Here is a 26,589-nt window from a genome sequence, read left to right on the forward strand (position 1 = left end):
GGCCTGGCGGGGGGAGTTGCGAACTGCTTTTTACGACTGTGCGCTGGAGGCACGCAGTGACGTCGCAGGCGCCTGGAAAAACGACAAACAACTGGGTGAGACAGTTCGCCTGGGTCTGGAACGTTTGCCTAACGTAAAGTACCACGGGTCGGGTGACCCGTGGAACACTCGCTGTATCTTTTAGAGGACGATGTCGGTAAACGACCAGTCGTCAGGTAGCTGCCGGGCGAGTCCACAATCGACAACGACGGCACGGAGTCGGTCACGAACATCTGGACCCCAGTCGAAGCCGTCCGCGTGGAACTCGGGATACAGTGTCTCCCAGCCCCAGTGGTCGCTCGAATCCGGGTAGTAACCACGATCGATTGCGCCGACGATCTGGAGCAGTTTTGCGGGGTCCGAGACGATATCCGCAGCAAACAGGTCTTCGAGGAGTTCCGTTGTAGCGTGTTGGTCCGCGTGCATGGCGTGTTCGATGGCCGTGCCGGCCCAGATCTCGTACTCGCCGTCGACGATCGTCTCGATAGTCTCCTCGAACGGGTGGTCCGGATGACCGATCCCCCAGCCGTAACTCATCGAGTCGATCCAGGGTTGTGTATCTCCCGGATGGCGATGGAACGGCATCAGATAATCGAGTGCCTCGACCGGAATCGCCGCGACACCGTCGGCACGCCGCGTCCGAACCATCTGCTTGCCAGTCACGGTCACGAGAACGTGGCTGACGTGTGGGTACTCCTCGAAGTCACTTCGCTCCGGGTTGCCGAACGCCTCGTGTTCGGAATAGGTGTCGAAGTCGTACGTGACTTCGGGCCAGTAGGCGTCGAGTACATCGAGCAGAAACGGCCAGCCGTCGCGCTGCACTACCGTTTCGAAACCCTCGACTGCGGGCCCAAAGAAGACGCGATGGAAGCCCCAGTAGTCTCCCCCATCTTCCTGTGCCCACTCGTCAGAGAGCTGACGTTCGTACTGCGCGAGGGCCTGGTAGACAGCCATCTCGTCGCCCCGTCGTGCTTGATCGAGCGCGTCTGTCAGGTCCTCGCTAGCCGCTCGCCTCACTCTCCGCTCGCTCTCGCGCTCCTGTTTTTTCATTTCTTCTCTCCGCTCTTCAAAAACGTCTTCGACGGCAGTGGATTCCTCCTCCGGGCAGTCGTGCAGGCGAAGACCGGACAGCGTTTCGAACGCCTCTCCGCAGTCATCGCAGGTGTGGGGCATAGTTGTTGTTTCTCATGTGCCCGTTTCAAAGTCCCCCTCCTTGATCTGCGTCCGTTCAGCGGGCTCTTCGAGAACTGACCGCTGCCGGCCCTGAACGTTTTCACTCAAGCAGTCGTATCTGCTTCTATGTCGTTCAGCGTCAGTTGGAGCACGCTGCTCGAGGAACTAGACGAGTTGGCTGACGATGCCGAAATCATCACACCGTTTTCTCACGACAGGTTCCGGATTACGGACGTTCGAGAACACCGAGTCGTCGTCACCTACGACGACACCGGAGACCGCCGACCTCTCCAGCGCGACCAGTTCGAAACTCTCTACCGCCGAATCAAGGACTCGAACGGTGAATTCGAACTCGACCGACTCCCGCCCGACGCCGATCCGTATCCAGCGGTGTTGAGCCTCCACTCCCGTTTCGAGATCGACGAACAGCAGGGGACCATCACCGAGAAAGACGGACCAACCGCCACGCAACTGGCCGATGACGAGCCGAGCGGAGACGACAACGAGCGCGTCGAACCCGACGGTGTTGACGCGTACTCCGATGCGTTGCTACTCATCGACGCACTCGAACGGCACGACGTCTCCGACCTGACCGAACTGGAGACGAACGTGCTAGTGAACATGTACACACTCTGTTCCGACGTACAGCGAAACGCGAACGAGCTCCGAAAAGACGTCTCGGACGTGTTGCTCGACAGACTCCATCACGATCAGCCAGTCCACGGCCAGTACGGATCGGTCCAGCGAACGTCGCGTCGAAATCGCTCGCTGAAGGACGATGAGGAGGTGCTGGCCGTACTGGAGGAGGCAGGTATCGACCGGGAGCGCGTCACGACTGTCGATTCGAGCAAAGTAGACGAAGCACTCGAAGTTACGGAACTCTCGGAGACGGACGTTTACGAGATTGAAGAGAGCGAATACGTCCGGAAAGCCGAAGTCGACGAGGAGGCCAAGGAGTCGCGGCTACAGGGTCTGAAAGACAGGCTCGCGGCCAGTGGTGATGAGGAGACTGACGAACTCCGGGAGGAAATCGAAGCACTCGAAGATCGTATCGACGACCTCACGAGCTTCAGCACGGGAACACAGATACAAGGGTAGTTTGGATACGATACTGTCAGTACACAGTGAACTACCCCTGCCTACTCGCTCGCGCTGACGCGCTCGCTCCTTGAGGAAGGGGTCTTGCCCGCCTGCATTTTAGATAAAACACTGCCTGATAGCTGGCCCTTGACTCTCACACGTTACCCGAAAGCCCAAGACGGCCTTGTCTTGGTCTGCCTCCTCTTTTGACATCATTTTATCGAAAATACGATAGCAATGGGTATGTCGATTCGTCTATTCAGATTTCTCGGAATAATCCAGTCATACAAAGATTTATTCCGTCAAAGGCCGTCAATCCACTATGGAAGAACCACGTCCCGAACTGGAAGCAGAAGCCGACGAGCGTCGGGACAGACCGGATTTCGACGCCCTCATCCCTCCGGAGGAACTCGTTTCCGGGGATCGTACTAGAGACGACTTCTTCGATGCCGTTCTCGGACTGGACAGTCCCTCGACAGCAGGTGAGGTTGCAGATCTTGCGGGACACGGGGTAGACGCTGCCCGTGAGTATCTGGAGTGGTTCGAACGCATGGGGGTTGTCACGCGCGTCACCGACTCTCCGGCGACGTACGAACGCAACCAGGAGTACCTGAATTGGCGGCGTGTCCAGCGACTCCGAAATCAGTTCGACGACGACCAACTGGTCGACTTTCTCGAAGATGCGGTGGAGAAGGACGGGTCATTTGCGGAGAAGTTCGACGTCGAATCCCCGGACACAGTAGCTATCACTGCACACGCAGCCGACACTGACCGTTCTGTAGAGGCGGTGTGGAGGGAAGTATCCGAGTGGAAGACGACTCGCCGCCGGATCTCCCTCCTCGAACGGGCGTTGCAGACCGACTCGGACGGCACTGCCGGTCAGCGTACTGTTGCATGAGCGGCGAGAGAGACGACGCTCGTTCGACGGATGATGTCAGTGGTGCACCGATCGACTTCGACCGGCTGAACGTTGTCGCGGAGCGATTCTCCACGAACGACCGCTTTACCGAGATCGAAGTCCAACCCGAATTCGCGCCGACTCGCATCGTGTGCCTCTACGATCCCGGGTTTTACCCGCGGCGCGTGCACAGCGCTCGCCTGGAGATCGTGTGGTTCGAGAACGGGGACTTCTCGCTGCATTATCACGAAGGGCACGAGAATGGCACGTTTGACCACCGCTGGGATCGGCATCCCTCGGATCACAACACGCGTGACCACGTCCACCCAGGTCCGGACGCATCAACTCCCGGCGACGACGCGTCACATCCGGAGGAATGGCGCGACGTTTTGTCGATGGTCCTCAGCGAGATCGAGGATCGACAGCGGGCTTTCTGGACCGAATGAGCTGTCGGGTCAGTTCTGCTCACGTCGTTGTAGCAGACTGTGACGGACGAGCAGGAGAAACGCACATAGCTCGGCTCGCTGCCGGGACTCGGCAAAGTGGAACGCCACGTTGTAGTGGCGAGTCCACGCCGAGAGGGTGCCCACTATCTGGTTCGGATGGACGTCTCGCCACGTCATGCAGCCACGATTGCGAAGCAAGGTCTCCCAGGACGTCTCGACGACGACCGCAAGGGGGTGATGCCACTCGGCGGCCCGCCGTAGCTCGGACGTGAACCGATCTCGTTCCCACGTGAGTGCGGTGAGGAAGTCGTGTGCAGACTTGCGTTCGACCGCGAACTGTGGGTGGTACGTGTCCGATGTCGAGTCGTGCGTACAGTCAGTCGGGACAGCGTAGTCTCCAGTTGAGAGGGTCACGTCGCGCGTCTCGACTACACACCCGTCGAACGTCCAGGGCCGCTGTTCGCGGTTATCTCGCAGTACCGTAGTGGGAATGGAACTAGCGTGTCGCCTCTCGTCCATCTATCACGATTTGGGCCCGGTATCGGAGATAAACCCTCGCAGCGAAATGATCCGACACACGAGATAGATCAGAACCCGGCCTTCTCCAGTTCGTCCAAGAAGGCTGGCCGGTTCGAGTGTTTGTCTTTCGGGAAATCGACGAACTCCTCGAACCGCGCTTCGGAAACCAATCCTCGCATCTCTTTTAGCTGATAGCAGGCGCTAAGCCCCCTCTTCAAGGAGCCGCCGAAGGCGGCGAGTAGGCAGGGGTAGTTCACCGGTGCCAACTGTTACGCCAACAGCGTCTCGAACCAGAGGAACAGCGCCGCCAGGATCGACTGGAACGACAGCGTTCCGATCGCCGAGAGGACGACGAACTTCTGGCCGGACATGTCCGAGAGGCCGGCCGGGACCGTGAGCATCCCGCGGGTGAAAAGCAGGGTGTTGCTCACGGGGATCACGACCGGGCCCCAGCGGTCGAACCAGCCGTCGAATCGGTCCAGCGTCGACCCGGAGACCCGGAACCACCGCTTCTGCAGCAGGTACTCCCGGCCGCCGTGGTGGGCGACCCGAAACAGCGCGTACTGACCGATCGTCGCCCCGATGACGGCGACGGTCAACACTGCCGCGACGTCCTCGGGGGCCGTCCCGATCAACAGGAGGGCGCTGGGAACGACGAGTTCGCTGGGCATGAAGTACATCAGCATCGCCCCCTCGAGGACGAACACCCCCAGGAGGACCAACAGCGCCCACTCGGAGTCGAGCCACGCGCGAAGCCACGGCGGCATCTCCGCGAGCTGGAGGGGGGCGATCGCGTAATCGAGGGCGACGACCGACGCCAATCCGGGACCCATCGATACGAGCATACTGAACTGGCCGTAATGGGTCTTGCGTTCCGATCGCCCGACTGGAAGGGTGGGGATAGGGTAGGGGTGATCGCCCGCGGCGTGGTGAGCGCCGAACCGGGGGCGTTTTTGCCGCCGCGGGGCGAACCGAGGGTATGGATCCGACCACCCGATCACGGCGATCGGCGCCCGTGAACCGCTCCCATCGCCCGCGACGGCTGCGGACCGACGGCGTCCGATCGCTGGTCCGCGAGACGACGCTGTCGCCGAGTGACCTCGTCGCCCCGGTGTTCGTCGACGCCACGACCGACGAGCGCGTCCCGATCCCGTCGATGCCCGGCCACGACCGCGTCCCCGTTTCGGAGGCGGTCGATCGCGTCGAGGAAGTACTCGAGACCGGAATCGAAGCGGTGATCCTGTTCGGGATCCCCGAATCGAAGAACGATCGCGGCTCGCGGGCGTACGCCGAGGACGGGGTCGTCCAGCGGGCACTGCGGCAAATCTCTGCGGAGACTGACGCCTACGTCATCGCCGACGTCTGTCTGTGCGAGTACACCGACCACGGCCACTGTGGCGTACTCGAACCCGACGCCCGGTCGGACCCGACACTTACGGTCCGGAACGACGACACCCTCGAGCTGCTGGCGGAGACGGCGGTTTCACAAGCGAAGGCGGGTGCTGACATGGTCGCCCCGTCGTCGATGACCGACGGGATGGTCGGCGCGATCAGGGCCGGCCTCGACGAGGCCGGCTTCGAGGAGGTGCCGATCTTGAGTTACGCGGTGAAGTACGAGTCCGCCTTTTACGGGCCGTTCCGGGATGCCGCGGACGGCGCGCCGTCGTTCGGCGACCGCCGGCACTACCAGATGGATCCCGGCAACGCCCGGGAAGCGCTCCGGGAGGCGCGCCTCGACGTCGAGGAGGGGGCCGACGCCCTGATGGTCAAACCCGCGTTGCCGTATCTGGACGTCCTCGGCGACGTCCGTCGGGAGTTCGACGTTCCGGTGGCGGCGTACAACGTCTCCGGGGAGTACGCGATGTTGCACGCCGCCGCCGAAAAGGGGTGGCTTGACCTGGAGGCGACCGCCCACGAGTCGCTCGTGTCGATCAAGCGCGCCGGGGCGGATCTGATCGTCACCTACTTCGCCGAGGACGTCGCTCGGCGGCTGTAGTAGACAAGCGTCTGTCTCTCTGTCTGTCTGGCCGCGCCGTGTGGCACTGATCCCGTCGTCTCGCCGGCGCGAGATGGACAGGATTTTATGGGCGCCACGGCAAGAGACGGCTACTATGGGCAAGAAATCGAAGGCCAAGAAGAAGCGGCTGGCCAAAAAGGAGCGCCAGAACACGCGCGTTCCCGCGTGGGTGATGATGAAGACGAACATGGAAGTGACCCGGAACCCGAAGCGCCGAAACTGGCGACGTAGCGACCTCGACGAATAATGAGTACGAGTGATTTCGAGGAGCGCGTCGTGACCGTCCCGCTCCGCGACGCCAGAAAGGCCTCCGTACAGGAGCGCGCCGACGAGGCGATGTCGATCGTGCGCAGTCACCTCGCACAACACTTCAGCGTCGACGAGGACGCCATCCGGCTCGACCCGAGCGTCAACGAGGCGATCTGGGCGAACGGGCGGCAGAGCCCTCCGTCGAAGCTCCGGGTTCGCGCAGCCCGGTTCGTCGAGGACGACGAGGCGATCGTCGAGGCGGAACCGGCCTGACGTGCTTCGGGCTTCCTTCGCCGGGTCGTCGTACGTCGGCGTCTTCGCCCGGACGACCAACGGAGTCCTGCTGGTTCGCCCCGACCTCGATGAGGGGCTGGTGAGTGACCTCGCCGAGGAACTGGCGGTGGAGGCCCACCCGACGACGGTCGCCGGCTCGAACACCGTCGGGGCGCTCGCAGTCGGCAACGAGAACGGGATTTTGGTCTCCGAACGCGTCACCGAACGGGAACGGACGTCGATCGAGGACGTTGCCGACCTGCCGGTGTTCGAGTTGCCCGGACGGATCAACGCCGCGGGCAACGTCGTCCTCGCGAACGACTACGGCGCGTACGTCCATCCCGAACTGACCGACGAAGCGGTCGACGCCGTCGGCGACGCCCTCGAGGTGCCCGTCGAACGCGGGAGTTTCGGGGACGTTCGGACCGTCGGCACTGCCGCCGTGGCGACCAACCGTGGTGCGCTTTGTCACCCGAAGTCGCGCGAACCCGAACTCGAGGCGCTCGAAGCCCATCTCGACGTGCGTGCCGACCTGGGCACCATCAACTACGGGGCGCCGCTGGTCGGCTCCGGGCTGCTCGCCAACGACTCCGGCTACGTCGCCGGCGAGAACACCACCGGTCCCGAACTGGGGCGCATCGAGGACGCGCTCGGCTATATCTGAGCGAATTCATCCGGCTTCTGGCGGTTTTTTCGGGATGGTTTCCGACGTCGAGGCCGAATCCGAGCGATAATCGACTCGATGTCGGTCACTCGTGGGCTCTGGCGATGGCCTCCCCGGCCCGCCGGCTCGCCCGTTCGCGGACCGCCGCCTGGTCGAGAACCTGCACGTCCCGGTCGCGCATGAGCACCGTTCCGTCACACACCGTGTGACGCACGTCGCTCCCCCGCGCGGCGTACGCGAGATGGCTCACGACGTCGTGACGCGGCGTGAGATGGGGTGCCTCGAAGTCGACGACCGCGAGATCCGCCGCCGCGCCGGGTTGGATCCGCCCCCCCGGCAGCCCGACTGCGTCGGCTCCCTCGGCGGTCGCCATCCGGACGACCGTGTCGGCCGGGACGGCGCTTGCATCGTCGGCGGCGAGCTTGCCGATCATGGCGGCGTCACGCATTTCGCCGAACATGTCGAGATCGTTGTTCGAGGCCGCGCCGTCGGTGCCCAGGCCGACGGTGACGCCCGCCTCGAGCAGCTTTTCCACGGGGGCCATCCCCGAGGCGAGTTTCATGTTCGAGGCGGGACAGTGGATCACGCCGGTCCCCGACTCCGCCAGTAGTTCGATCTCCCGATCGTCGACGTGGACGCCGTGTGCGAGGAAGTCCTCGGCGGAGAGTCCGAGTTTCCGTGCGTACTCGAGGGGTCGCATCCCCCAATCCTCGAGGATCGGTTCGACCTCGTCGGTCGTCTCGTTCGCATGGAGGTGGACCGGAACGCCGATCTCCCGGGCGGCCGAAAACGCCTCCCGGAGGTACTCCTCGCTGACCGTCGTAAGCGAGTGTGGCGCGACCATCGACCGGATCCGTCCGCCGCCGGCGCCGTCGAATTCGCGGGCGATTTCGACGCTCTCCTCGAGGTCCGCGCGGGCCTCGGCTTCGTCCTTGCCGACGGTGACGACCCCGTGGCCCAGCCGGGCCCGCAGTCCGGTGCGCTCGACCACGTCGGCGATCCGATCGACGTGAAAGTACATGTCGGCGAACGCCGTCGTCCCCGACTTGATCATCTCGAGGACGCCCAGTTCGGCGCCGGCCTCGACGTCCGCCGGCTCGAAGGCGCCCTCGACCGGCCAGATGTCCTCGCGAAGCCACGCGTCGAGCGGTTTGTCGTCGGCGTAGCCTCGCACCAGCGTCATCGCGACGTGGGTGTGGGCGTTCACCAGCCCGGGAATCACCACGCAGCCGGACGCGTCGAGCGTCTCCGCCGCGTCGGCGTTCAGCCCCTCGCCGACTTCCAGGATCGTCCCCTCGTCGCGGTCGACCAGCACGTCCGCGCGTTCGACCTCGTGATCCGGGCCGAGAACGGCGCCGCCGGAAACACACAGGGTGTTCATGGGGGACGACACGGCGGCGCCGGTGGTTAATCCGTCGAAGCGCTGACGCTCGGTCGGTTCGGCGTCTCGATTCCCGGGCCCGATATATATGTCAAAAATTTACACGGATGTGGAAAACCTCGAACATAGAAAACCATTTAATAGCGGCGTCATATTTGGAGACATGTCCGGTAGACCGCAGTGGTCGGGGGACAGGCGCACATTCATCAAAACGACCGGCGCAGCAGGGGTCGCAGGGCTCACTGGTTTTGCAGGCTGTCTCGGCGGTGAAGCTGCTGACATCCAGCTGGTGTTGAACCCTGCCGAGGCCGGGGTGGACATCCAGGTACAGTATCGCCCGTTGATCGAATACATCGAGTCGGAGGCGGAGGTCTCGATCAACACCGAGCGGACGGCGGGGTACACGGAGACCGTCACCGCGATGCGCGACGGCCAGGCGGAGATTTCGGGCGTCTCACCCGGCGCGGTGCCGGCGACGGACCCGGAAATCTTCGACATCATCGGGATGCGCGTGGCGTTCGGCTCCGCCCAGTACTATTCGACGATCACGACGACGTTCGACAGCCCGGTCGACGAACTCGCCGACATCTCCGAGCTCGACGAGCCCGAGGTCAACTTCGCGGACGCGCTGTCGGTGTCGGGGACGCTGGTGCCGATGTCGATGCTCGTCGACGCCGGCGTCGACGTCGGCAACGCGCCCGACGGCGACCCGCCGGACTTCGATCCGAACTACTCGGATCACCAGACCTCCCGCGAACAGATGGTCCAGCGCGAGGACATCGTCGCTGCCGGCCAGGGGGCGTTCCAGTCGGCACCGTGGATCGAACAGGAGCAGTTCGACGAACACTCCGAGGACTTCGCGGATATCTCCTCGGAGTACCCCGATGCGGGGAGTCGGATCGGCGACGAGCACGACGAACTCCAGCTGCTCGCGCTTTCGGATCCGATCCCGCGCGCCCCGATGGTCGCGCGGGCGGACTGGGACGATCCGGTCCGCGAGGACGTCGAGGAGGCGATGCTGACCGCGCCCGACAGCGCGTTCCAGCACGACGAGGAGGTCGACGAGGACGAGGAGCTGTGGTTCACCGGGATCGTCGAGGCCGACCGGTCGGACTACGAGCCGATCCAGCTCATCATCGACAACCTCGCGATCGAGTTCGAGGACCTCATCTGAGATCCCCGGCACAGCCAGACAACCAGTAACTTTCAACCGAACTAGCCTGACCGAATGAGCACTATCACTGTCGACGGCGTAACGAAACGATTTGGCGACACCGTCGCGCTCGAGGACGTCTCCTTCGAGATCGACGAGGGGGAGTTCACGATCGTGATGGGCGTCTCCGGATCTGGGAAATCGACGCTATTGCGATGTCTGAGTGGTCTTCTCGAGCCGACGGAGGGGGAGATCTACATCGACGGCGAGCCCGTCACCGGAACCAACAAGAACGTCGCTCTGATCTTCCAGCAGCACAACCTCGTGGGACAGATGAGCGCGTACGCGAACGCGCTCACCGGATCCCTGAGTCGATGCAGTCTGGTCGAAAGCGTCCTCCAACTCCAGGACGAGGAAGAAAAGTACCGGGCGCTGTCGGCGCTCGAAACCGTCGGACTCGTCGACGAGTCCCAAAAGAAGGTCCGTCAGATGAGCGGCGGCCAGCAGCAGCGCGTCGGCATCGCCCGCGCGCTCGTCCAGGAGCCGCAGGTGATGCTCGCCGACGAGCCGGTTTCGAGCCTCGATCCCGGCTCCGCCCAGGAGGTGATGCGGTATCTCCGGGAGACGACCGCCGAGCGTGGGCTCACCACGCTGACGAGCCTCCACCAGGTGAACATCGCCCGGAAGTTCGGACACCGGTTCATCGGTCTCCACGACGGACAGAAGGTGTTCGACGGCTACCGCGATGACCTCACGATCGATGTCATCGACCGGATCTACGGCGACATCGACACCGAGGGGATGTTCGTCTCCGACGCGGAGACGGCAGGGGAGTCTTCCTCCCCCGACGGGATCGAAGCTGACGGTGGTCGCCGATGACCGACGAGTCGGAAGCGCCGACAGACGAGCCGACCGGAGACGCCCCCACGGCGGACGGCGGAACAGCCGAGGCGACCGAAAGCGCCGAGGCGGCTGCAGCCGGTCCGGAAGGCGGGGTAAGCGACTACGTCGAGCGCCAGTTCGCGGAAATCGCACTCTCCCGGAAGGCGCGCTGGCTCGGCGCGTCGATGGCGGTGGTCGTCGTCGTGTACCTGTTTTTGATGTCGCTGGAGACGGTGGGTTGGTTCCGCGCGGACCTGCCGTCGTATCTCGGCACATTCGCCGAGGCGCTGCAGGACTACTTCCCCTTTATCGTCTTCGGGGAGACGACCTGGAACCTCGGGATCGCCACCGTCCCGTCGATCCACTTCAATCCGGGAGGGTTCCTCGAGTACTGGGCGTTCATCACCGAACGGAACCTCCTGTATGAAACCGGGTTCTTCTCCGAGGCGGAAACCATCCTGGATTATCCGATCCTGTTGTTCACCGAGACGGGGGGGCCGATCGGCATCTTCGGCGCCGCCGGGGAGACGCTCGCGATCGGCTTCGCCGGGACCATCATGGGGTTCCCGCTCGCGCTGCTTTTCAGTATTCTCGGCTCCGGACGGGTGACGCCGTTCCCGTTCAACTTCCTGTTCCGGGGCGTCATGTCGTCGATCCGTGCGATCCCGGCGCTCGTCTGGGTGCTGATCTACGTGCCGCTGGGCGGGATCGGGCCGACCACGGCGACGCTTGCGGTCGCGACCGACACCGTCGGCAACCTCGGCCGGCTGTTCAGCGACGAACTCGAGGAGATCGCCGACGGGCCCGTCGAGGCGATGCAAACCACCGGCGCGAACAAACCACAGATCATCGTGTTCGGGATGCTCGCGCAGGTGAAACGCTCCTTCATCGCGTGGACGCTGTACGTCTTCGAGATCAACGTCCGGATCGCGGTCGGGCTCGGCATCATCGGCGCCGGCGGGCTCGGGCTCGTGCTGGACGTCCAGCAGGGACTGTTCGCGTACACCAACATGATGGCGACCATCATCGTGATCTTCCTGCTGGTGGTCTCCGTCGAGATGATCTCACAGCGGACCCGGGCGTATCTCCGCTCCGACGAGGAGCCGATGGGCATCGTCCAGCTCATTACCGGGTTCCCGCGCCGGATGATCGAGTCGATGGCGAAGTAAACGACAACCGACTTATTCGCTCGGACGGACTGGAACGTATGAGTCACAACGTGCCCGGGGAGACGATCGCCGAGGAGACGATCGCCGACGTCGTCGTCGTCGACTACGGGCTGGGAAACCTCCGCAGCGTCACGCGGGGGCTGGAACGCGCCGGCGCCGGAGTCGAGATCACCGACGATCCCGACGACTTCGCGGCGGCCGACGGGGTGGTCCTCCCCGGTGTGGGCGCGTTCCGCGAGGGGATGGAAAACGCCGGACCGTACCGCGAGGCGCTCGCGAACTACGCGGCGGCGGGGCGGCCGCTGTTCGGGATCTGTCTGGGCATGCAAATGCTTCTGGGCTCCAGCGAGGAGGCGAAACACGCCGGAGAAGGCGACGTCGAGGGGCTGAACCTGATCCCGGGGACGAACGTCCGGTTCGACGTCGACCGGAAGATCCCCCACATGGGATGGAACGAACTCGCGGTGACGCGTGACCACCCCGTCGTCGCCGGGGTCGACGGCGAGTACGCCTACTTCGTTCACTCCTACTACGCGCTGCCGGACGACGACGACGCAGTCGTGGCCGAAAGCGACTACGGGGCGTCGTTTCCGGCAGTCATCGCGAACGAGCGTGGAAACGTCTTCGGAACCCAGTTCCACCCGGAGAAGAGCGGCGAGACCGGCCTCCGGATCCTGCGAAACTTCGTCGACTACTGCGCGGACGGATAGCCGGCGAGACGGTGACACATTGCAGACGTTCGGCTCGTCACCACCGCCTGCTGTACTGTTTAGTTATCGATATCAATAATTGGGTCGTTTATCGGATGCGAAACCCGAATATCGCTGCTGAATCCGGAGGATCCGGCTCGAGTACGGCGATTTATCGTCGTCGATCTCGACAATTGGAAAGCGGGCGATCCGTCCGGTACTCTTATGGTGACAAGAATCAAAAATGAGAACGGTTACATGGCGTCGGAGCAGCTGATAGAGGTTCTCGGCAACAAGTACAACACCGACATCCTGTCGGCGACGTCGGAGCCGAAGTCGGCACAGGACCTGAGCGATGAGCTCGACGTGCCGATCGCGACCTGTTATCGCCGCATCGACGAGCTAACTGACGCGGAGTTGCTCGAACTGTACGACCGGCCCCTCTCGGAGGAGCACCGACGGGTGAAGGTGTACCGGCGAAACGTCGATCAGGTCGAAATCGACTTCCAGGAGGGCGTAACCGTCAGCGTCACCGAACGGACGGAAGTGAAAAACCGCCTCGACGACGTCTGGCGGACCCTCTCGGACGCCTGAACGGGGGCGGACCGATCTCGACCGGAAAAAAGCCTGCTCCCCTCAAAACGACGGGCCGGCCTCCGAGTCCGACCCGGACGTTCCCGGTACGTCACGCTCGCCACCCATCATCGAGAAGCCGCCCGCCTGTTCGTGCACCGTGATCCCGCCGTCGCCGATCTCCATCGGGTAGATGTCGGTGTCGATGTCCTGCTTGCGCATCTTCGCCACCCAGACGTACCGGTTGACGCCCGACTCCGTCGGGGTCTGGATGAAGTAGACGTTGCCGTCGGTGAGAAAGTTCTCCAGTCCGACTTCGGTCTTCGGGAAGACTGCCCCCTGCTCGTTTATCAAAAGCGACGTCAGCCCGTGGTCCTTGAGGATGTCGGTGAACTTCAGCAGGTAGGTGCGCTCCTCCTGTTCGTCCTCGAAGAAGAGCTGGAACATCGAAAGCGAGTCCAGCACCAGCCGTTCGTAGGAGTCCTCCTCCAGCGCGTCGAGGAGCTTATCGAGCGCGGCGGAGAAGTTACTGTTCCCCAGCATCTCTCGTTTGTCGTACACCGTGATCTCGCCGTCGTCGACGAGATCGCCCCACTCGTCGAGTCCGATCGACTCCGCCGCCTGGCGGATGTCGTCTTTGTCCTCCTCGAAGGAGACGTAAATCCCGCGTTGTCCCTCCTCGATCGCGCCGTAATACAGGTACTGAATCCCGAAAATGCTCTTTCCCGTTCCGGGGTTTCCGCTCACCAGCACTGCCGACTGCGGCCTGAAGCCGCCTCCCAGCAGGGCATCGAGCCCGTCGACCCCCGTCTTGACGAACGTCACCATATCAACCGTTGCGTCCTCTTGCCTGATAAAGGGACCCCGTTCAGGACAGTTGTTCGCCCACGAGTTCGTCGACGGCCGCGAGGAACGCGTCCCGCTTTTCGGCGGGGATCGTCGCGCCCGCGGCCACGTCGTGACCGCCGCCGTCGCCGCCGACCCCCCGTGCGGCCTCCCGCATGACCGCAGAGAGGTCGAGTCCGTTCCGGACCAGCCGGTAGTTCCCACGGGCGGACACTTTCAGCTCCGTTTCGTTTTTCGACGCGAACGCCACGATCGGTTTGCCGCCGTCGACGTCGGGGGTGCCGATAGCCATTCCGGCCACGATCCCGACGATCGTCTCCCGGATTCGGGTGCCGGCGTCGAACCACTGGACGTTCGACTCGACGGTGACGCCTTCGGTTTTCACCCACTCGAGCCCCTCCGAGAGGTTTCGTCGGTGGTTCGAAAGCAGCGTTCTGGCCCGCTCCAGCGCCGCATCCCGATCGCCGAGACACACCGCGAGCCCGACGTCGGCCCGTTCGTACCGCGCGGTCGCGTTCAACAGCGTCGAGAACTCGCTTACGTCCCTGAGAGCAGTTCCGGGCGCCTCATCCAGCAGCGTGTAGGAGGTCCCAACGAGCGTCTCCACCCGGTTCGATGGAACGCCACGCTCGATCGCCCGCCGGATGAGCGCGCTCGCGACGGTCTGCCGTTCCGCTGGCGAGAGATCTGCCCAGACGCGCCAGTCGCCCTCCCGCTTCAGGTCGACGGACAGCTCCGAGAGGAACCGTACCGCCCCTGCCTCGTCGTTCGTGATCCCGGGGATCCGGACGTCGGTGGCGTACTCGAGGAACTTCGGCAGGGGTCGCGTCTGTCTCCCGTAGATCGCCAGGTCCGTGGCCGACTCGATCACGCCCGCCTCGATCCCTTCCTCGAGGATCGCCCCGTTCGCGCCCGCGAGCCCGTCGGTTCCGCCCTGCATGTCCCCGACCGCTCCGACGACCGCAAGCGCCGCCAGGTCGCGGTTGTCGATCCGGGCGGCGTCGGTCGATCCCTCGTCGGTCGCTGCGACCGATTCCATCGCGCGGGCGAGCACGTACGCCGCCCCCGCCCCCGAGAGTTCGGCGGCGCCGTCGATCCCGAAAAGCAGCGGGTTGAGGTGGTACTCGGTCTCGGCGTCGGCCGGTTGGTGGTGGTCGGCGATCACCGGCGTGAACGCGCCCGCCCGCTCGTGAGGGCGGATCTCCTCCAGCTGTCCGGAGCCGAAGTCGGTGAACAGCACGGTGTCGTACTCGCGGGCGGCGACCGCTTCGATCGACTCGGCGTCCAGCTGCTTTTCGAAGACGACCTCGTGGGGGATTTCGGCGCGCTCGAGGGCGGTCGACGCGATCGCCGCGCTCGTGAGCCCGTCGGCGTCGATGTGGGACGCGAGGAGGACGCGATCGGCCTCCTGCAGTCGCTTCGCACAGGCGTCCGCACGGTCGGCCATGGCGGACACCGGAGGGGATCCGACGGAGACGGCCATGTCAGTCGGTATTTCCGCGATCGGTCATAAATCGTCGTCTTCTCCGTCGTCCCCGTCCCGGAACGCGTCGGGGTCCCGACGGAGCGCGTCGATGTCCGCTTCGGTGGGCTCCCTGTCGCCGGGGAGCCGCTCCATGCAGTCGAAACAGAGGAAGTGCTCGGTGTCGTCGGTCAGCTCGAGGGTCATCCCCTGGGTGGAGGAGAACTCGAAGTTCCAGAGGTCGGCGATCCCGCCCCCGATCCTGACGTCGTCGCCGCAGACGTCACACCGCTTGGTTGCCATCGACCGCTCTACGCGCTACAGCCCTAAAGGGGCTCCCATCGGGTGGTGCACGCTGCGTTCTGGACGTGTCGGCCGGCGGTCTGTTTTAGTCGTGCGAGTGCGTACCACTCGGCGTGCATCTCGACTGTGAGGGCTGTGCGGGCTGCTGTCTGGACTGGCGTCCGCTGGTTGCCGACGGCAGCGATCACGAACGCCGGGGACGGCGGGACCCGATGGACGATCGCTACAACTTCCCGCAGTTGAGCGGTCGGGAAGTCCGGGGGTTTATCGAGGCCGGATACGGGGACGCCTTGACGGTTCGACTGTTCGAGCCGGACGAGGGCGACGACGTGGTGTGTGTCGACGGTCACGATCTGGCGGCGATACGGGGGCGTCCAGTGTTCCTCGTCGGCCTCCGCGTGGCGCCAAAACCCGTCGCGCCGTTCGGCATCGATCCCGACGCGACGGACGAGAACGGAACCGACGCGACCGGTCGAACGTGGCTCGACGCGTGCGTCTTCCTGGATCCTGCAACCCTGCAGTGTCGGATCCACGGCGGCGATCGCTATCCGGAGACGTGTTCGACGTATCCGGGGACGAATCTCCACCTCGGCCGGGAGACCGAATGCGAGCGGGTCGAGGACGCCTTCGGGGGCGAGCGGTTGCTGGACGACGAGCCGCCAGCCGACGTTTCGAACCCGTTCGATCCCGGTGCGCTCGGCGACAGCGTGTTCGCCCACCCCTCGCCGGAGGCGCTCGAAGGGGCAGTCGATCGGGTCGTCGCCGGCGACCCGCGGCGGGAGCACCTGATCCCCTTTTTAACTGTCGCGGCCGGGTCGGCACCCGGAACGCTCGCCGTCGACGACGATCGGGTCCGGCAGGCCGAGACGGCCCTGCGGGATCCCGGCGAAAACGCGGAGGGCTCCTGGGTCGGGGATGCACTGTCGGCGTGGACCGAACGGGCTGGTGAACCGGGGACTCCGGCGACGGGATCGTGGGTGAACGCCGACCGGAAATGCGGTGCCCCCGCTACTCCAGGATGGACGCGGAACGATCAGTAGCGACGAGAATCAGGTCCGAAATACCCCGCGTTCACTCGCCCTGCAGCTCGCGGAACTGATCGAGCAGTTCCTCGGTAGAGTCCCCCGAATCGTAGGTGAGCGTCCCGTCGTACTCCGTCCGCTCGTCGTCGAAGTCGGCGTCGACGGTCGTAGACTTCCGTTCGCGGCGCTCGTGCTCGTCCTCGTCATAGGCACCCATTGACATAGTATGCCTTCACTTGGCAATGTTGGGTATTATATGTAACGGTCGGCCACATTCCACTCTCGGGACACGTCCGTCCGACCCGACTCCGCGTCAGCTCACTGTCGCTGCCAGACTGGCGGCGCGTAGCCGAGTCGGCGCACGACAGGTGGGTACCCGAAGCCGATTATAAACACGATCACGAGCGACTGCCAGAAGGAAAGCGTCATCACGTACGCTTCGATCACTGCGAGCACGCCGATCATGAGAATGAACATCGCAGCCCAGTGGGGGGCGAGCTGCCGGATCCGCTCTTTCCAGTCGGTCATACCGGAGCAACGACGGTACGGGGAAAGAAACTGTCGACCGAGATCAGCGTCGGTAACCCAACTGTACTCGGCGTCGAGTCAGTACCGGGATGGGAGATACGCCAGCGCAACCAGCGTGATCACCATGAGCGCGGCGACGGTGGTGATGTACCACAGTCCGGTCACTCTCTGCTCGTACTCGTCGATCGCGGCGAGCTGTGCCTCGTAACTCTCGAGGTCGGTTGTCAGTTGCAATCGGAGGTCGGCCTCCTCGCCGGTGAAGTGTGCTAGATACTCCGTCTCGCCGAGTGTCGTCTCCGCCCCCTGTGTGAGCGACGTCGTCCGCATCTCGTCTTCGTTCCACATCACGGTCACGCCCGTTTCGTCGATCGCCTCGACGGATGCGGTGTGGTTCCCGTACTCGAAGGTGTCGCCGACCGCGAACTGTCGCTCTTCGGGCGCCGGGAAGTACTCGTCCGCGTGGACGAACCGAACCTCGTCGTCGTCTTCGATCACGACGTACTCCTCGCCGTCGCGCTCGACGGTTTCGTTGTCGGCGGCCGGATCGTCAGCGAGGATCGCCTCCCTGTCGATCACCTCGCGCAGCGTGAACGTCTCCGGATCCTCGTCGTCGACGAGCACCTCGTACTCGCCGTCGGCGTGTGGAATCACGGTTCCGCTCTCCCACGTCTCCTGCTGTTGTGCGTCCGTCACAGTCCACTCGATCGTCGCCTCGTAGGTGACGCGGATCTCGCCCATTTCACCCTCTTCTTCCATGCGATCGAGAGACGTCACCGTGTACAGCTGTCCGTCGATTTCGAACTCGTCTCCCTCGGCCAGTTCGAAGTCCGGATCGTCGAACTGGATCTCCGGATCGTCGGCCGTCGCGATGAGCGAGTACGACGCTACCGCAACCAGGAGGAAAAACGCCGCGTATATCGCTACCGTCCGTCGTTGCATGGATGACGCATAGGACAGATATTGTATAACGGTTACTACCGAGAACGGATGCGATGGGGAATTCCTTGCCTTGTCGACCACCGCCTTAAACCGACCGAGACCCAACACCGCACATGGCCACCACGGAGGGGACCTGGCGGTACCGCGATCGGTTCGGGGACGCGTTCGGGCGGACGGGGTTTCGCCAGTTCGGCCCGGGTGTCGTCTCCAGTCTCGGGGTCGGGACGTATCTCGGCGAGCCGACCGACGCGGTGGACGACCGGTACCGGGAGGCGATCGTGACGGCGCTGGAAAACGGCGTCAACGTCGTCGACACGGCGATCAACTACCGGTGTCAGCGCAGCGAGCGCGTCGTCGGCCGGGCGCTCGGGGAGAGTGACGCCGACCGCGAGGAGGTGTTCGTCGCGACGAAGGGCGGGTTCGTCCCGTTCGACGGGAGTCGGCCGGCCGATCCGGGGGCGTACGTCCGGCGGGAGTTCCTCGAGACGGGGCTCGCGTCGCCCGACGACCTCGCCAGAGGGAGTCACTGCATCGCGCCGTCGTTTCTCGACGCGATGCTCGACCGTTCGCTCGACAACCTCGGGGTGGATCAGCTCGATCTGTACTACGTCCACAACCCCGAAACGCAGCTCGCGGTCCGCTCTCGGGAGGCGGTGTACGACCAGCTCGGGGCCGCGTTCCGGCTGCTCGAGCGCCGACGGATCGCCGGCGATCTCGGCAGCTACGGCGTCGCAACCTGGGACGCGTTCCGGGTTCCACAGGGACACGAGCGCTACCTCTCGTTGCCGGAGGTCATCTCCCGGGCGGATTCGGCTGCCGACGCCGTCGGTGTCGCCGACCACGGGTTCGACGGTCACGGGCTGGCGGCGATCCAGCTCCCGTTCAACGTCCACATGGCCGACGCCTTCACCGAACGGGTTCACCCCGTCGACGGGGTGGAGAAAAGCGCACTCGAGTGTGCCCGAGAGGCTGGCCTCGGAGTATTTACGAGCGCGAGTATCGGCCAGGGGGAGCTGTCGGTCGAGGGGGCGATCCCCCCCGAGATCGACGAGCGACTCGCGGGCGACACCCCGATCCAGCGGGCGATCAACTTCGCGCGGTCGGCCCCGGGCGTGACCTGCTCGCTGGTGGGGATGTCCCGGCCGGAACACGTCCGGGAGAACGTCGCCGCCTGCACGTTCGATCCGCTCGGCGCGCGGGCGTTCGACGAGACGTTCGAATAATCACCCTCGCGTGGGTGACAGCGGTCACCCGGCTGTCTCGAGGCAATCACCCGACGTCCTGCAGTTCGGCCTCCCGGAGCGCCTCGTTGAGGTCCTCGCGGATCCGCTCGCCAGTCTCGCGGTCGGACGCGGTCGTGACGATCCGGTTCTCCTGGACGCTCGATCCAGAACGTAACAGCAACCGGAGGTTGCCGTTGTCGTCGGCGCGGGTCACCTTCGCCCGCAGGCCGGTCCGGGAGCCGGTGCCGCCGGCGTCGATCGGGCCGGGGACCAGCTTTTTTACGTGCGGGTGCTCCGCGACGGTCGTCATCGCACGCCGGCCGTCGCGGCCGCCGATCAGCGTCGAGTGTCTCCCCCCGAGCTTCTCGCGGGGGGCGACATCGACGACCTCGAGCGCTCGGTCGCCGCGTCGGTCGAGCACCCACTCGACGGGGTCGTCGTCGGGGACGCGGTAGAACTCGTAGCGGAGCTGCTTGCGGGCCTCCCGCAACGGGGCCCGGTCTCCAGCGGCGTACACCGTCTCCGGCCGTTTGCGGCGGATCTCGTCTGCGACCCGCCCGGCGAAGTTGCGCAGCTGGACGACGCCGACCTCCCCGCCGGATTCTGGCGTCGTCGTCACGACGGTCCGCCCGACGACCGCCTCCCCGTCGAGCATCGACAGCGTCGCCCGGTCTGTCCCGAACTCGACGACGACGGCGTCGCTGTTTCCGGTGTTGCAGGTCAGACAGTAGTCCCCCGGCTTCTCCAGGGAGCTCTTACAGCGCTTGCACTCCATCGTGAAGCTCCCGGACGCGGGAGACGTTCCACGCGAACCCTCTGCCGTCTTCGGTCGGCGTCTCCAGCACGAGCGGCACGTCCGCCAGGTCGGGGTGGTTGATCACCGCGCGCATACCGTCATCGCCGATCTCCCCCTCGCCGACGTGGGCGTGTTCGTCCTTGTTCGTTCCGCAGGCGTGTTTCGAGTCGTTGAGATGGACACACTGCAGGTGTTCCAGCCCGATCACGTCGTCGAACTCCGCGATCGTCTCCTCGACCGCTTCGGGCGTCGAGAGGTCATACCCCGCCGCGAACGCGTGGGCAGTGTCCAGACAGACGTCGAGATCCCGGTTCGATCGGGAGAGTACCGCCGCGAGGTGCTCGAACTGGCCGCCGAGCTTCGTCCCGCTGCCGGCGTCGGATTCCACGAGGATCGTCACGCCCTCCGGGACGTCCAGCTCGTCGAGCGCCGAGGCGGCGTTGTCGAGCCCCTGTTCGACGCCGGCACCGGTGTGGGCGCCGAGGTGGACGTTGACGTACGGGATGTCCAGTGCTGCTGCGGCGTCGAGTTCCTTCTGCATCGAGTCGATCGACTTCTCGCGGAGGTCGTCTTTCGGCGTACACAGGTTCACCAGGTACGAACTGTGGATCACCCACGGCCCGTCGAGGTGTTCGGCGGTACCGTCCCGGAACGCTGCCGCCTCCTCGTCGCCGATGTTCGGGTTCTGCCACACCTGCGGGGAGTGAGTGAATATCTGCCCGCAGTTGCCGCCGATCTCCAACTGGTTCTCGACGGCGTTGTCGACGCCGCCGGCGATAGAGACGTGTGCTCCGACTTTGAGAGTCATACACAAAAATGGTGAGTATCGCTCAAATGGACTTCGATCCGCGGAGCTCTCGATGGGAGCCGGGAACCCGTCAGGCCCGCGGTGCTTCCCGCTCGCGAATCCACGGTTCGGCGGCGTACTTCCCGTCGGCCCGTTCGCGGGCCCGTTCGAGCTCCGCGTCGGTCCAGGAACCGGTCGTCGCGTCGACCCACTCGGCCAGGGTCTCCTCGAGCGTTTCGACGGCCGCCGTCCGGGTGATCCCCGCCTGCCGGTCGGTTTCGCTCGCGACGTCGGTGGTCCGTTCCCGGAACGTCGCCGCCGACGTCTCCGGTTCCTGGAACGTCTCGAGGTGCCGGCCCGGCAGCGACTCGAAGGTGATCGATCCGTGCTGGATCACGGCGTCGTGGCGGCGGTACTGGGCGTTGCCCGACAGCTTCCGCCCGTCGACGACGACGTCGTGGGCGGGATGCAACTCGCGGAGGTAACACGCCGGCTGGTGGATCGCGGGTCGCTCCTCGTCGGCGAACCCGGCGTCGACGCCCATCCGCGAAAGCGCCGAAAGCACGGGTTCACACAGCAAGTGATAGCAGTCCAGCAGGTCGCCCGGAACCGACTCGGCGGGCACCGCGATCGAGTAGGAGATGTCTCCCCAGTTGTCGTGGTAGATGCCACCGCCGCCCGTCTGCCGGCGGGTGACGTCGATCCCCTCCCGGCGGCAGAACTCCCAGTCGACGGTGTCGGGGTCCTGGTGGTAGCCGAGCGAGAGACAGCTCGGTTCCCAGCGGTACACCCGAACCGTACAGGGGCCGCCCTCGGCAGCCGTTTCGGCGGCCGTCTCGTCGAGCGCCATCTGGAGCGGTCCCGGTCGGGACTCCTCGGGGACGAGCCGCCAGTCCAGCTGTGAAAGCTCCGGGTCGTTCATACCGGTACGCGGGGGCGAGGGATGAAATCGGTTGCGTACTCACCGCAGCGAGTCGACGAGCGCCTCGCCGGCCCCAGCCAGCTCCGCGGCGCGATCGGCCGCGTCGGCCTCCGCGTACACCCGGAGTTTCGGCTCCGTCCCCGACGGGCGCACGAGCACCCACGAGCCGTCGGCAAGCAGGAGCTTGAACCCGTCGAGCGTGACCACCCGGTCGACGGGCTCGCCCGCGACCGCCTCGGGCACGGCTCCCTCGAGTTCCGCGAGGACGGCGTCCTTCCGGTCGTCCGGACAGTCGACGTTCCGTCGGGCGGTGTGGATCTCCCCGTGGGCGTCGAACAGGCGGTCGACCCTGGTGTCGTACGGCTCGGCCGCCGTCACGGCGGCCGCGAGCAGCGCCATCAACACGCCGTCCTTCTCCCGGACGTGCCCCCGGACGGTGAATCCCCCCGACTCCTCCCCGCCGAAGATCACGCCCCCGTCGGCCATCGCCTCGGCGACCCACTTGAACCCGACCGGCACTTCGCGGACGGACTCGCCGTGAGCCTCGGCGATCCGGTCGATCAGGAAGGTCGACGAGACGGTTCGGACGACGCCACGCTCGCCCGACTTCGCCGCCGCCGCGACGTCCCTGTCGCCGTCACCCGGCGAATCGAGAACGTCCTCCGAAAGCAGCGCCTCGTAGGTCGCCGCGAAAAAGCGGTTGGCGTCGAGGTGGCCCTCGGGCGTGACGATCGCGATCCGGTCTGCGTCCCCGTCGTTTGCGATCCCGAGGTCCGCGTCCTGCTCCCGGACGTCGGCGACCAGTCCCCCGAGCCGTTCGGGAACCGGGTCCGGCCCGCCGCCGCCGAAGTCGGGGTCCCGCGAGCACCGCCGGCGGATCACCGTCGCCCCGGCCGCGGAAAGCAGGGCGTCGGTGACGCCCCGGCCGCTGCCGTGCATTGCGTCGTACACGACCGCAACCCCGTCGAGGTCGGCGTCGACGATCCGGCGAACCGCGCGTCGGTGCGGTTCGATCGGGTCGAACCGGCGGATCCGGCCGTCCTCGCGTTCCCCGGTCGTCCCGGGGGCTTCCCCCAGCCGGGATTCGATATCGTCCGTGACTGCTGGAAGCGCCGGCGCGCCGTCGTCGGGGATGAACTTCACGCCGTTGTACTCCGGGGGATTGTGGGACGCGGTGATGACGACCGCGCCAGCACAGCCGCGGTCGACGACAGCGTGGGCGATCACGGGGGTGGGGACGTCTCGCTCGGGAAACAGGACGTCGAACCCCTCCCCCGCGAGCGTCTCGGCGACGGTCTCGGCGAACCCCGGCGAACTCTCGCGGGCGTCGTAGCCCACGGCGACGGGCCCGTCCGTTTCCTCGGCCCGCAGGTGGTCGGCGATCGCCCGCGCGACCAGCCGGAGCCGCCGGTCGGTAAACTCCCCCAGGGGCGCCCGCCAGCCGTCGGTGCCAAAGGAAATCGCGTCGGCGTCGGTCCGCTCGGTGTCCATACGCCGGCATGTGCACCCGCGGTCAAAAACCGTCCGGCAGGTCGCCCTGCTCGCCGATCAGTTGCCGTTTCTCCGCCCGCGACAGCGACTTGATCTCGTGTTCCCGGGACATCGCCGCCGAGCGCGAGTCGTATTCTTCCAGATGTACCAGCTCGACCGGGGTCCGTCCCCGGGTGTACTTCGCCCCCTCGCCGGCGTTGTGTTCCGCGACCCGGCGCTCGATGTCAGTCGTGTAGCCGGTGTACAGCGTTCCGTCGGCACACTCGAGGACGTACACGTACGGCACTATCTGGGGTATCGGAGCCGGAATCAAAGAGTCGTCCGGCTCCGGAAGTTCACGTGGGTGTTTTCTGGACGGTGCGGCAGTCGTCGGTCGATACGTGTGGTCGCCGGACCGGTCAGTTCCCCGAGCGGGCTCGGTGTCGCGCCACTTCGGCGATCCCCGCGTTGGCCGAGCAGGCCGGACAGGCGTTGAGCTGTCCCTGGCCGTCGGCGAAGACACGGGCGAACTGTTCGGATACGTGCGAACCACAGTGATCGCAGGTTGCCATTGTCTCTTTGGCCTCCTTCACAGGCTGTATCATACTCTACGTTCTCGGGGGTCATATACTCTACTATAATCAAGACCCTGATAGCTAAGGGGGACTTTTTATGCATTAACTTCGTTCTCGAATTCATAGTGATGAAACGAACCCGCCGATGGAGACGGAATGGGCGGTCGAATCGGGGCAATAGGGAGCCGCTCGCGCCGGAATTTGGGAAGCCTTATTAAGTACGCGTCAATACCTTCGACTGCATGGCAGATCTTATCGTCAAAGCAGCAGTCAAAGAGGCGCTGGACGACAAAAACGTCGCTTCGGACTTTTACGACGCGCTCGACGAGGAAGTTGCGGAACTGCTGGAAGACGCCGCCCGCCGAGCAGAGGCGAACGACCGCAAGACGGTCCAGCCTCGCGACCTGTAACCCGGGCGATCTCCGTTTTCGATTTTTTCGACCGGCGAGCGGCAGCTATCCCCAGCGGACGTCGACGTCGCCGCCGTCGTCGCCGACGTACACCTCGTCTGCGATCCCGACGAACAGCCCGTGTTCGACGACCCCGGGGAGCACAGAGAGCCGTGTAGCGAGCGCGTCAGGGTCGTCGATCCGGCCGAACGCGCAGTCTACAACCAGGTTCCCGTTGTCGGTGACGACCGGGCCGTCCTTCCGGTCGGCCGTCCGCAGCGTCGCCTCGCCGCCGAGGTCGGCAACCCTGTCGGCGACTGACCCCCGGGCGTCCGGCAGCACCTCGACCGGGACCGGATCGTCGAGCGTTTCGGTTACCTTCGACCGGTCGACGACGACGACGAACCGATCGGCCGCGTCGTCGACGAGTTTCTCGCGGGCGTGGGCTGCGCCGCCACCCTTTATGAGGTCGCCGTCGGCGACCTGGTCGGCGCCGTCGATCGCGAGGTCGATCCCGGCACCAACGCCGCAGTCACCCGGTTCGACGCCGGTGACGTCGGGAAGCTCCACCAGCGGGATTCCACACTCGCGCGCGAGTTCCCGGGCCGCAAACGACGTCGCCACCCCGCGGACGTCGAGGCCGGCGTCGACCCGGCGGCCGATCGCGCGGATCGCGAACGCCGCAGTCGAACCGGTGCCGAGCCCGACGACCGTCCCGTCATCGACGAGCTCTGCAGCCGTCTCGCCGGCGGCGCGTTTCGCCGCGTCGGTGCCGCCCGTCCGCTTCATCCGAACAGTTCGGCCGCGGCGTCGACCGCCTCGAGTAGCTTGTCGACTTCGGCTTTCGTGTTGTACAGGTAAAACGACGCTCGCGCGGACGCCGCGATCCCGAGGGTGTCGTGCAGCGGCTGCGTGCAGTGGTCGCCCGCCCGGATCGCGACCGCGTAGTCGTTGAGGATGCTCGAGAGGTCGTGGGCGTGGACGCCCTCGACGTTGAACGCCACCAGTCCGCCTCTGTCGTCGCCCGGCGGCCCGTAAATCTCCACGTCGCCCCGCTCCGTGAGCCGGCCGTGGGCGTACTCTGCGAGCAGTTCCTCGTGGGTCTGAATCGCCTCGAGCCCGACGTCCTCGAGGTAGTCGATCGCCGCCACGAGGGCGATCCCCTGTTCGATGACGGGGGTTCCGGCCTCGAACTTCCAGGGGAGATCCTCCCACTCGGCGTCCTCGTAGGTGACCCGCCGGATCATCTCGCCGCCGTAGAGGTACGGCTCCATCTCCTCGAGGAGGTGCTGTTTCCCGTACAACACGCCGATCCCGGTCGGCCCGAGCATCTTGTGGCCCGAAAACGCCAGGAAGTCGGCGTCGATCTCGCCGACGTCGACCGGTCGGTTGGGAACCGACTGGGCCGCGTCGACGAACGAGTACGCCCCCACTTCGTGGGCCATCGCTGTCAGCTCGGCGACGGGATTGACGGTGCCCAGCGTGTTCGAGACGTGGACGACGCTTATCATGCGCGTGTCCTCGTCGATCAGCTCGGCGGCGTGATCCATGTCGAGATAGCCGTCCTCGTCGACCCGGATGAACCGCGCCTCCGCGCCGGTCTTCTTGCACAGCTGCTGCCAGGTGACCAGCGACGCGTGGTGCTCCATTTGAGTGAGCACCACGTTGTCGCCCGGACCGAGCTCGTTGAGTCCCCACGCGTACGCGACGAGGTTCTCCGCCTCGGTCGTGTTCTTGGTGAAGATGATCTCCTCGCGTCCCTCGGCGCCGATGAACTCCGCGACCCGGTCGTGGGCCTGTTCGTAGGCGACGGACGCCTCCTGGCTCAGCTGGTGAATGCCGCGGTGGACGTTGGAGTTGTAGCCGCGGTAGTAGTCGGTGATCGCCTCGACGACCGGCTCGGGGGTGTGGCTCGTCGCCGCGTTGTCGAGATACACCAGCGGTTCGGTGTCGTCCGGTCCCTCGCCCGGCGTTGTGACGTCGCCGCCGACCTTCCGCTCGAGGATCGGGAAGTCGGCACGGATCGCCTCGACGTCGACTGGATACGATTCTTGGGCTCCCATTGCCGGGATGTTGGAGCGAGTGCCTAATTTCTCTTCGGTCTTTCGCGGCGACGTAACCT

General features: G+C 65.2%; 34 protein-coding genes. 15 read left to right on the forward strand and 19 right to left on the reverse strand.

The features are described 5' to 3' along the window. Window positions 1-180: 180 nt before the first annotated feature. Window positions 181-1,212, reverse strand: a complete 1,032-nt coding sequence (locus AArcSl_RS08590; RefSeq protein ID WP_119817736.1) for a hypothetical protein — start codon at window positions 1,210-1,212, stop codon at window positions 181-183. Between the two features lie 126 nt (window positions 1,213-1,338). Here AArcSl_RS08590 and AArcSl_RS08595 point away from each other — a divergent pair, with 126 nt between their 5' ends. The 3 genes from AArcSl_RS08595 (at window position 1,339) to AArcSl_RS08605 (ending at window position 3,636) form a co-directional block, all read left to right on the forward strand. After that, window positions 1,339-2,310 carry a V-type ATP synthase subunit I domain-containing protein gene (locus AArcSl_RS08595; protein WP_119817739.1) on the forward strand — a complete coding sequence of 324 codons (972 nt, stop codon included), beginning with the start codon at window positions 1,339-1,341 and terminating at the stop codon, window positions 2,308-2,310. Between the two features lie 304 nt (window positions 2,311-2,614). Beyond that, window positions 2,615-3,190 carry a DUF7342 family protein gene (locus AArcSl_RS08600; protein WP_119817742.1) on the forward strand — a complete coding sequence of 192 codons (576 nt, stop codon included), beginning with the start codon at window positions 2,615-2,617 and terminating at the stop codon, window positions 3,188-3,190. Next, entirely contained in the window at window positions 3,187-3,636 is a 450-nt protein-coding gene (locus AArcSl_RS08605; RefSeq protein WP_119817745.1) for a hypothetical protein, read from the forward strand. Before AArcSl_RS08600 ends, AArcSl_RS08605 begins: the two co-directional genes overlap by 4 nt. Before the next feature lie 9 nt (window positions 3,637-3,645). Here AArcSl_RS08605 and AArcSl_RS08610 read toward each other — a convergent pair whose 3' ends face one another. The 3 genes from AArcSl_RS08610 to AArcSl_RS08620 form a co-directional block, all read right to left on the reverse strand. Then, the gene (locus tag AArcSl_RS08610) at window positions 3,646-4,155 is read right to left on the reverse strand and encodes an ERCC4 domain-containing protein (protein ID WP_119817748.1); all 510 of its coding nucleotides are present in this window, start codon (window positions 4,153-4,155) and stop codon (window positions 3,646-3,648) included. A 68-nt stretch (window positions 4,156-4,223) separates the two neighbouring features. Then, on the reverse strand, window positions 4,224-4,412 hold the full coding sequence (locus tag AArcSl_RS17065; protein WP_119817751.1) for a hypothetical protein: 189 nt from the start codon (window positions 4,410-4,412) through the stop codon (window positions 4,224-4,226). A 12-nt stretch (window positions 4,413-4,424) separates the two neighbouring features. Beyond that, window positions 4,425-4,988, reverse strand: coding sequence for a DedA family protein (locus AArcSl_RS08620; protein WP_119817754.1), 564 nt, complete (start codon window positions 4,986-4,988; stop codon window positions 4,425-4,427). Between the two features lie 146 nt (window positions 4,989-5,134). On the opposite strand from AArcSl_RS08620, the gene hemB reads away from it, so the two are divergent. The 4 genes from hemB to AArcSl_RS08640 all read left to right on the forward strand — a co-directional run bounded on the left by hemB (window position 5,135) and on the right by AArcSl_RS08640 (window position 7,358). Further along, window positions 5,135-6,151: a porphobilinogen synthase gene (gene hemB / locus AArcSl_RS08625; protein WP_394337294.1), complete on the forward strand. Its 1,017-nt coding sequence runs from the start codon at window positions 5,135-5,137 to the stop codon at window positions 6,149-6,151. A gap of 115 nt (window positions 6,152-6,266) precedes the next feature. Continuing rightward, window positions 6,267-6,419 carry a 50S ribosomal protein L39e gene (locus AArcSl_RS08630; RefSeq protein WP_119817757.1) on the forward strand — a complete coding sequence of 51 codons (153 nt, stop codon included), beginning with the start codon at window positions 6,267-6,269 and terminating at the stop codon, window positions 6,417-6,419. Then, window positions 6,419-6,694, forward strand: coding sequence for a 50S ribosomal protein L31e (locus AArcSl_RS08635; protein WP_119817760.1), 276 nt, complete (start codon window positions 6,419-6,421; stop codon window positions 6,692-6,694). The genes AArcSl_RS08630 and AArcSl_RS08635 overlap by 1 nt, the downstream gene beginning before the upstream one ends. A 1-nt stretch (window position 6,695) precedes the next feature. Beyond that, entirely contained in the window at window positions 6,696-7,358 is a 663-nt protein-coding gene (locus AArcSl_RS08640; protein WP_119817763.1) for a translation initiation factor IF-6, read from the forward strand. 85 nt (window positions 7,359-7,443) lie between these two features. Here the strand turns inward: AArcSl_RS08640 and AArcSl_RS08645 are convergent, their stop codons facing one another. Then, window positions 7,444-8,739, reverse strand: coding sequence for an amidohydrolase (locus tag AArcSl_RS08645; RefSeq protein WP_119817766.1), 1,296 nt, complete (start codon window positions 8,737-8,739; stop codon window positions 7,444-7,446). Window positions 8,740-8,902: 163 nt separating this feature from the next. Between AArcSl_RS08645 and AArcSl_RS08650 the strand changes: the two genes are divergently transcribed. The 5 genes from AArcSl_RS08650 to AArcSl_RS08670 all read left to right on the forward strand — a co-directional run bounded on the left by AArcSl_RS08650 (window position 8,903) and on the right by AArcSl_RS08670 (window position 13,226). Continuing rightward, window positions 8,903-9,913 (forward strand): substrate-binding domain-containing protein, encoded by a 1,011-nt coding sequence (locus tag AArcSl_RS08650; RefSeq protein ID WP_119817769.1) that lies wholly within the window; start codon window positions 8,903-8,905, stop codon window positions 9,911-9,913. 54 nt (window positions 9,914-9,967) lie between these two features. Next, window positions 9,968-10,771 carry a phosphonate ABC transporter ATP-binding protein gene (locus AArcSl_RS08655; protein ID WP_119817773.1) on the forward strand — a complete coding sequence of 268 codons (804 nt, stop codon included), beginning with the start codon at window positions 9,968-9,970 and terminating at the stop codon, window positions 10,769-10,771. Beyond that, window positions 10,768-11,943 carry a phosphonate ABC transporter, permease protein PhnE gene (gene phnE / locus AArcSl_RS08660; protein WP_245883180.1) on the forward strand — a complete coding sequence of 392 codons (1,176 nt, stop codon included), beginning with the start codon at window positions 10,768-10,770 and terminating at the stop codon, window positions 11,941-11,943. The genes AArcSl_RS08655 and phnE overlap by 4 nt, the downstream gene beginning before the upstream one ends. 38 nt (window positions 11,944-11,981) lie before the next feature. Further along, window positions 11,982-12,653 (forward strand): imidazole glycerol phosphate synthase subunit HisH, encoded by a 672-nt coding sequence (gene hisH / locus AArcSl_RS08665; RefSeq protein ID WP_119817776.1) that lies wholly within the window; start codon window positions 11,982-11,984, stop codon window positions 12,651-12,653. 237 nt (window positions 12,654-12,890) lie between these two features. Next, entirely contained in the window at window positions 12,891-13,226 is a 336-nt protein-coding gene (locus tag AArcSl_RS08670) for an ArsR/SmtB family transcription factor (protein WP_119817779.1), read from the forward strand. A gap of 42 nt (window positions 13,227-13,268) precedes the next feature. Here AArcSl_RS08670 and AArcSl_RS08675 read toward each other — a convergent pair whose 3' ends face one another. The 3 genes from AArcSl_RS08675 to AArcSl_RS08685 are packed head-to-tail and all read right to left on the reverse strand — an operon-like array spanning window position 13,269 to window position 15,816. Continuing rightward, entirely contained in the window at window positions 13,269-14,033 is a 765-nt protein-coding gene (locus AArcSl_RS08675; protein ID WP_119817783.1) for an RAD55 family ATPase, read from the reverse strand. Between the two features lie 40 nt (window positions 14,034-14,073). Further along, complete coding sequence (locus tag AArcSl_RS08680; protein WP_119817786.1) at window positions 14,074-15,534, reverse strand: single-stranded-DNA-specific exonuclease RecJ; 1,461 nt, start codon at window positions 15,532-15,534, stop codon at window positions 14,074-14,076. A gap of 24 nt (window positions 15,535-15,558) precedes the next feature. After that, window positions 15,559-15,816, reverse strand: coding sequence for a DUF7561 family protein (locus AArcSl_RS08685; protein ID WP_119817789.1), 258 nt, complete (start codon window positions 15,814-15,816; stop codon window positions 15,559-15,561). Window positions 15,817-15,929: 113 nt separating this feature from the next. Between AArcSl_RS08685 and AArcSl_RS08690 the strand changes: the two genes are divergently transcribed. Beyond that, window positions 15,930-16,856: a YkgJ family cysteine cluster protein gene (locus AArcSl_RS08690; RefSeq protein WP_119817792.1), complete on the forward strand. Its 927-nt coding sequence runs from the start codon at window positions 15,930-15,932 to the stop codon at window positions 16,854-16,856. Window positions 16,857-16,887: 31 nt separating this feature from the next. Here AArcSl_RS08690 and AArcSl_RS17070 read toward each other — a convergent pair whose 3' ends face one another. From AArcSl_RS17070 to AArcSl_RS08700, 3 genes are all read right to left on the reverse strand, one after another. After that, on the reverse strand, window positions 16,888-17,061 hold the full coding sequence (locus AArcSl_RS17070; RefSeq protein WP_154670813.1) for a DUF5786 family protein: 174 nt from the start codon (window positions 17,059-17,061) through the stop codon (window positions 16,888-16,890). A 95-nt stretch (window positions 17,062-17,156) separates the two neighbouring features. After that, window positions 17,157-17,366, reverse strand: coding sequence for a hypothetical protein (locus AArcSl_RS08695; RefSeq protein WP_119817795.1), 210 nt, complete (start codon window positions 17,364-17,366; stop codon window positions 17,157-17,159). 78 nt (window positions 17,367-17,444) lie between these two features. Next, window positions 17,445-18,305, reverse strand: a complete 861-nt coding sequence (locus AArcSl_RS08700; protein ID WP_119817798.1) for a hypothetical protein — start codon at window positions 18,303-18,305, stop codon at window positions 17,445-17,447. Between the two features lie 113 nt (window positions 18,306-18,418). On the opposite strand from AArcSl_RS08700, the gene AArcSl_RS08705 reads away from it, so the two are divergent. Further along, window positions 18,419-19,528: an aldo/keto reductase gene (locus tag AArcSl_RS08705; RefSeq protein ID WP_119817801.1), complete on the forward strand. Its 1,110-nt coding sequence runs from the start codon at window positions 18,419-18,421 to the stop codon at window positions 19,526-19,528. Window positions 19,529-19,574: 46 nt separating this feature from the next. On the opposite strand, the gene AArcSl_RS08710 is transcribed toward AArcSl_RS08705, so the two are convergent. From AArcSl_RS08710 to AArcSl_RS17075, 6 genes are all read right to left on the reverse strand, one after another. Beyond that, the gene (locus AArcSl_RS08710; protein WP_119817804.1) at window positions 19,575-20,303 is read right to left on the reverse strand and encodes a DUF2103 domain-containing protein; all 729 of its coding nucleotides are present in this window, start codon (window positions 20,301-20,303) and stop codon (window positions 19,575-19,577) included. Continuing rightward, complete coding sequence (locus AArcSl_RS08715; protein WP_119817807.1) at window positions 20,284-21,132, reverse strand: deoxyribonuclease IV; 849 nt, start codon at window positions 21,130-21,132, stop codon at window positions 20,284-20,286. The genes AArcSl_RS08710 and AArcSl_RS08715 overlap by 20 nt, the downstream gene beginning before the upstream one ends. Window positions 21,133-21,202: 70 nt before the next feature. Then, window positions 21,203-22,033: a lipoate--protein ligase family protein gene (locus AArcSl_RS08720; protein ID WP_119817811.1), complete on the reverse strand. Its 831-nt coding sequence runs from the start codon at window positions 22,031-22,033 to the stop codon at window positions 21,203-21,205. 39 nt (window positions 22,034-22,072) lie between these two features. After that, the gene (locus tag AArcSl_RS08725) at window positions 22,073-23,524 is read right to left on the reverse strand and encodes a phosphohexomutase domain-containing protein (RefSeq protein ID WP_119817814.1); all 1,452 of its coding nucleotides are present in this window, start codon (window positions 23,522-23,524) and stop codon (window positions 22,073-22,075) included. Window positions 23,525-23,546: 22 nt separating this feature from the next. Further along, entirely contained in the window at window positions 23,547-23,810 is a 264-nt protein-coding gene (locus AArcSl_RS08730) for a GIY-YIG nuclease family protein (protein ID WP_321167763.1), read from the reverse strand. 112 nt (window positions 23,811-23,922) lie between these two features. Beyond that, complete coding sequence (locus AArcSl_RS17075) at window positions 23,923-24,075, reverse strand: DUF7563 family protein (protein WP_449267272.1); 153 nt, start codon at window positions 24,073-24,075, stop codon at window positions 23,923-23,925. A 245-nt stretch (window positions 24,076-24,320) separates the two neighbouring features. Between AArcSl_RS17075 and AArcSl_RS08735 the strand changes: the two genes are divergently transcribed. After that, complete coding sequence (locus AArcSl_RS08735; protein WP_119817817.1) at window positions 24,321-24,488, forward strand: DUF1931 family protein; 168 nt, start codon at window positions 24,321-24,323, stop codon at window positions 24,486-24,488. Between the two features lie 45 nt (window positions 24,489-24,533). Here AArcSl_RS08735 and rpiA read toward each other — a convergent pair whose 3' ends face one another. Together rpiA and AArcSl_RS08745 are read right to left on the reverse strand one after the other, a co-directional pair. Then, a complete protein-coding gene (gene rpiA / locus AArcSl_RS08740; protein ID WP_119817820.1) occupies window positions 24,534-25,256 on the reverse strand; it encodes a ribose-5-phosphate isomerase RpiA in 723 nt (240 codons plus the stop codon). Beyond that, entirely contained in the window at window positions 25,253-26,530 is a 1,278-nt protein-coding gene (locus AArcSl_RS08745) for an aminotransferase class V-fold PLP-dependent enzyme (RefSeq protein ID WP_119817823.1), read from the reverse strand. The genes rpiA and AArcSl_RS08745 overlap by 4 nt, the downstream gene beginning before the upstream one ends. Window positions 26,531-26,589: the final 59 nt, after the last annotated feature.

Source organism: Halalkaliarchaeum desulfuricum (genome assembly GCF_002952775.1).
Classification (GTDB): Archaea; Halobacteriota; Halobacteria; order Halobacteriales; family Haloferacaceae; genus Halalkaliarchaeum; species Halalkaliarchaeum desulfuricum.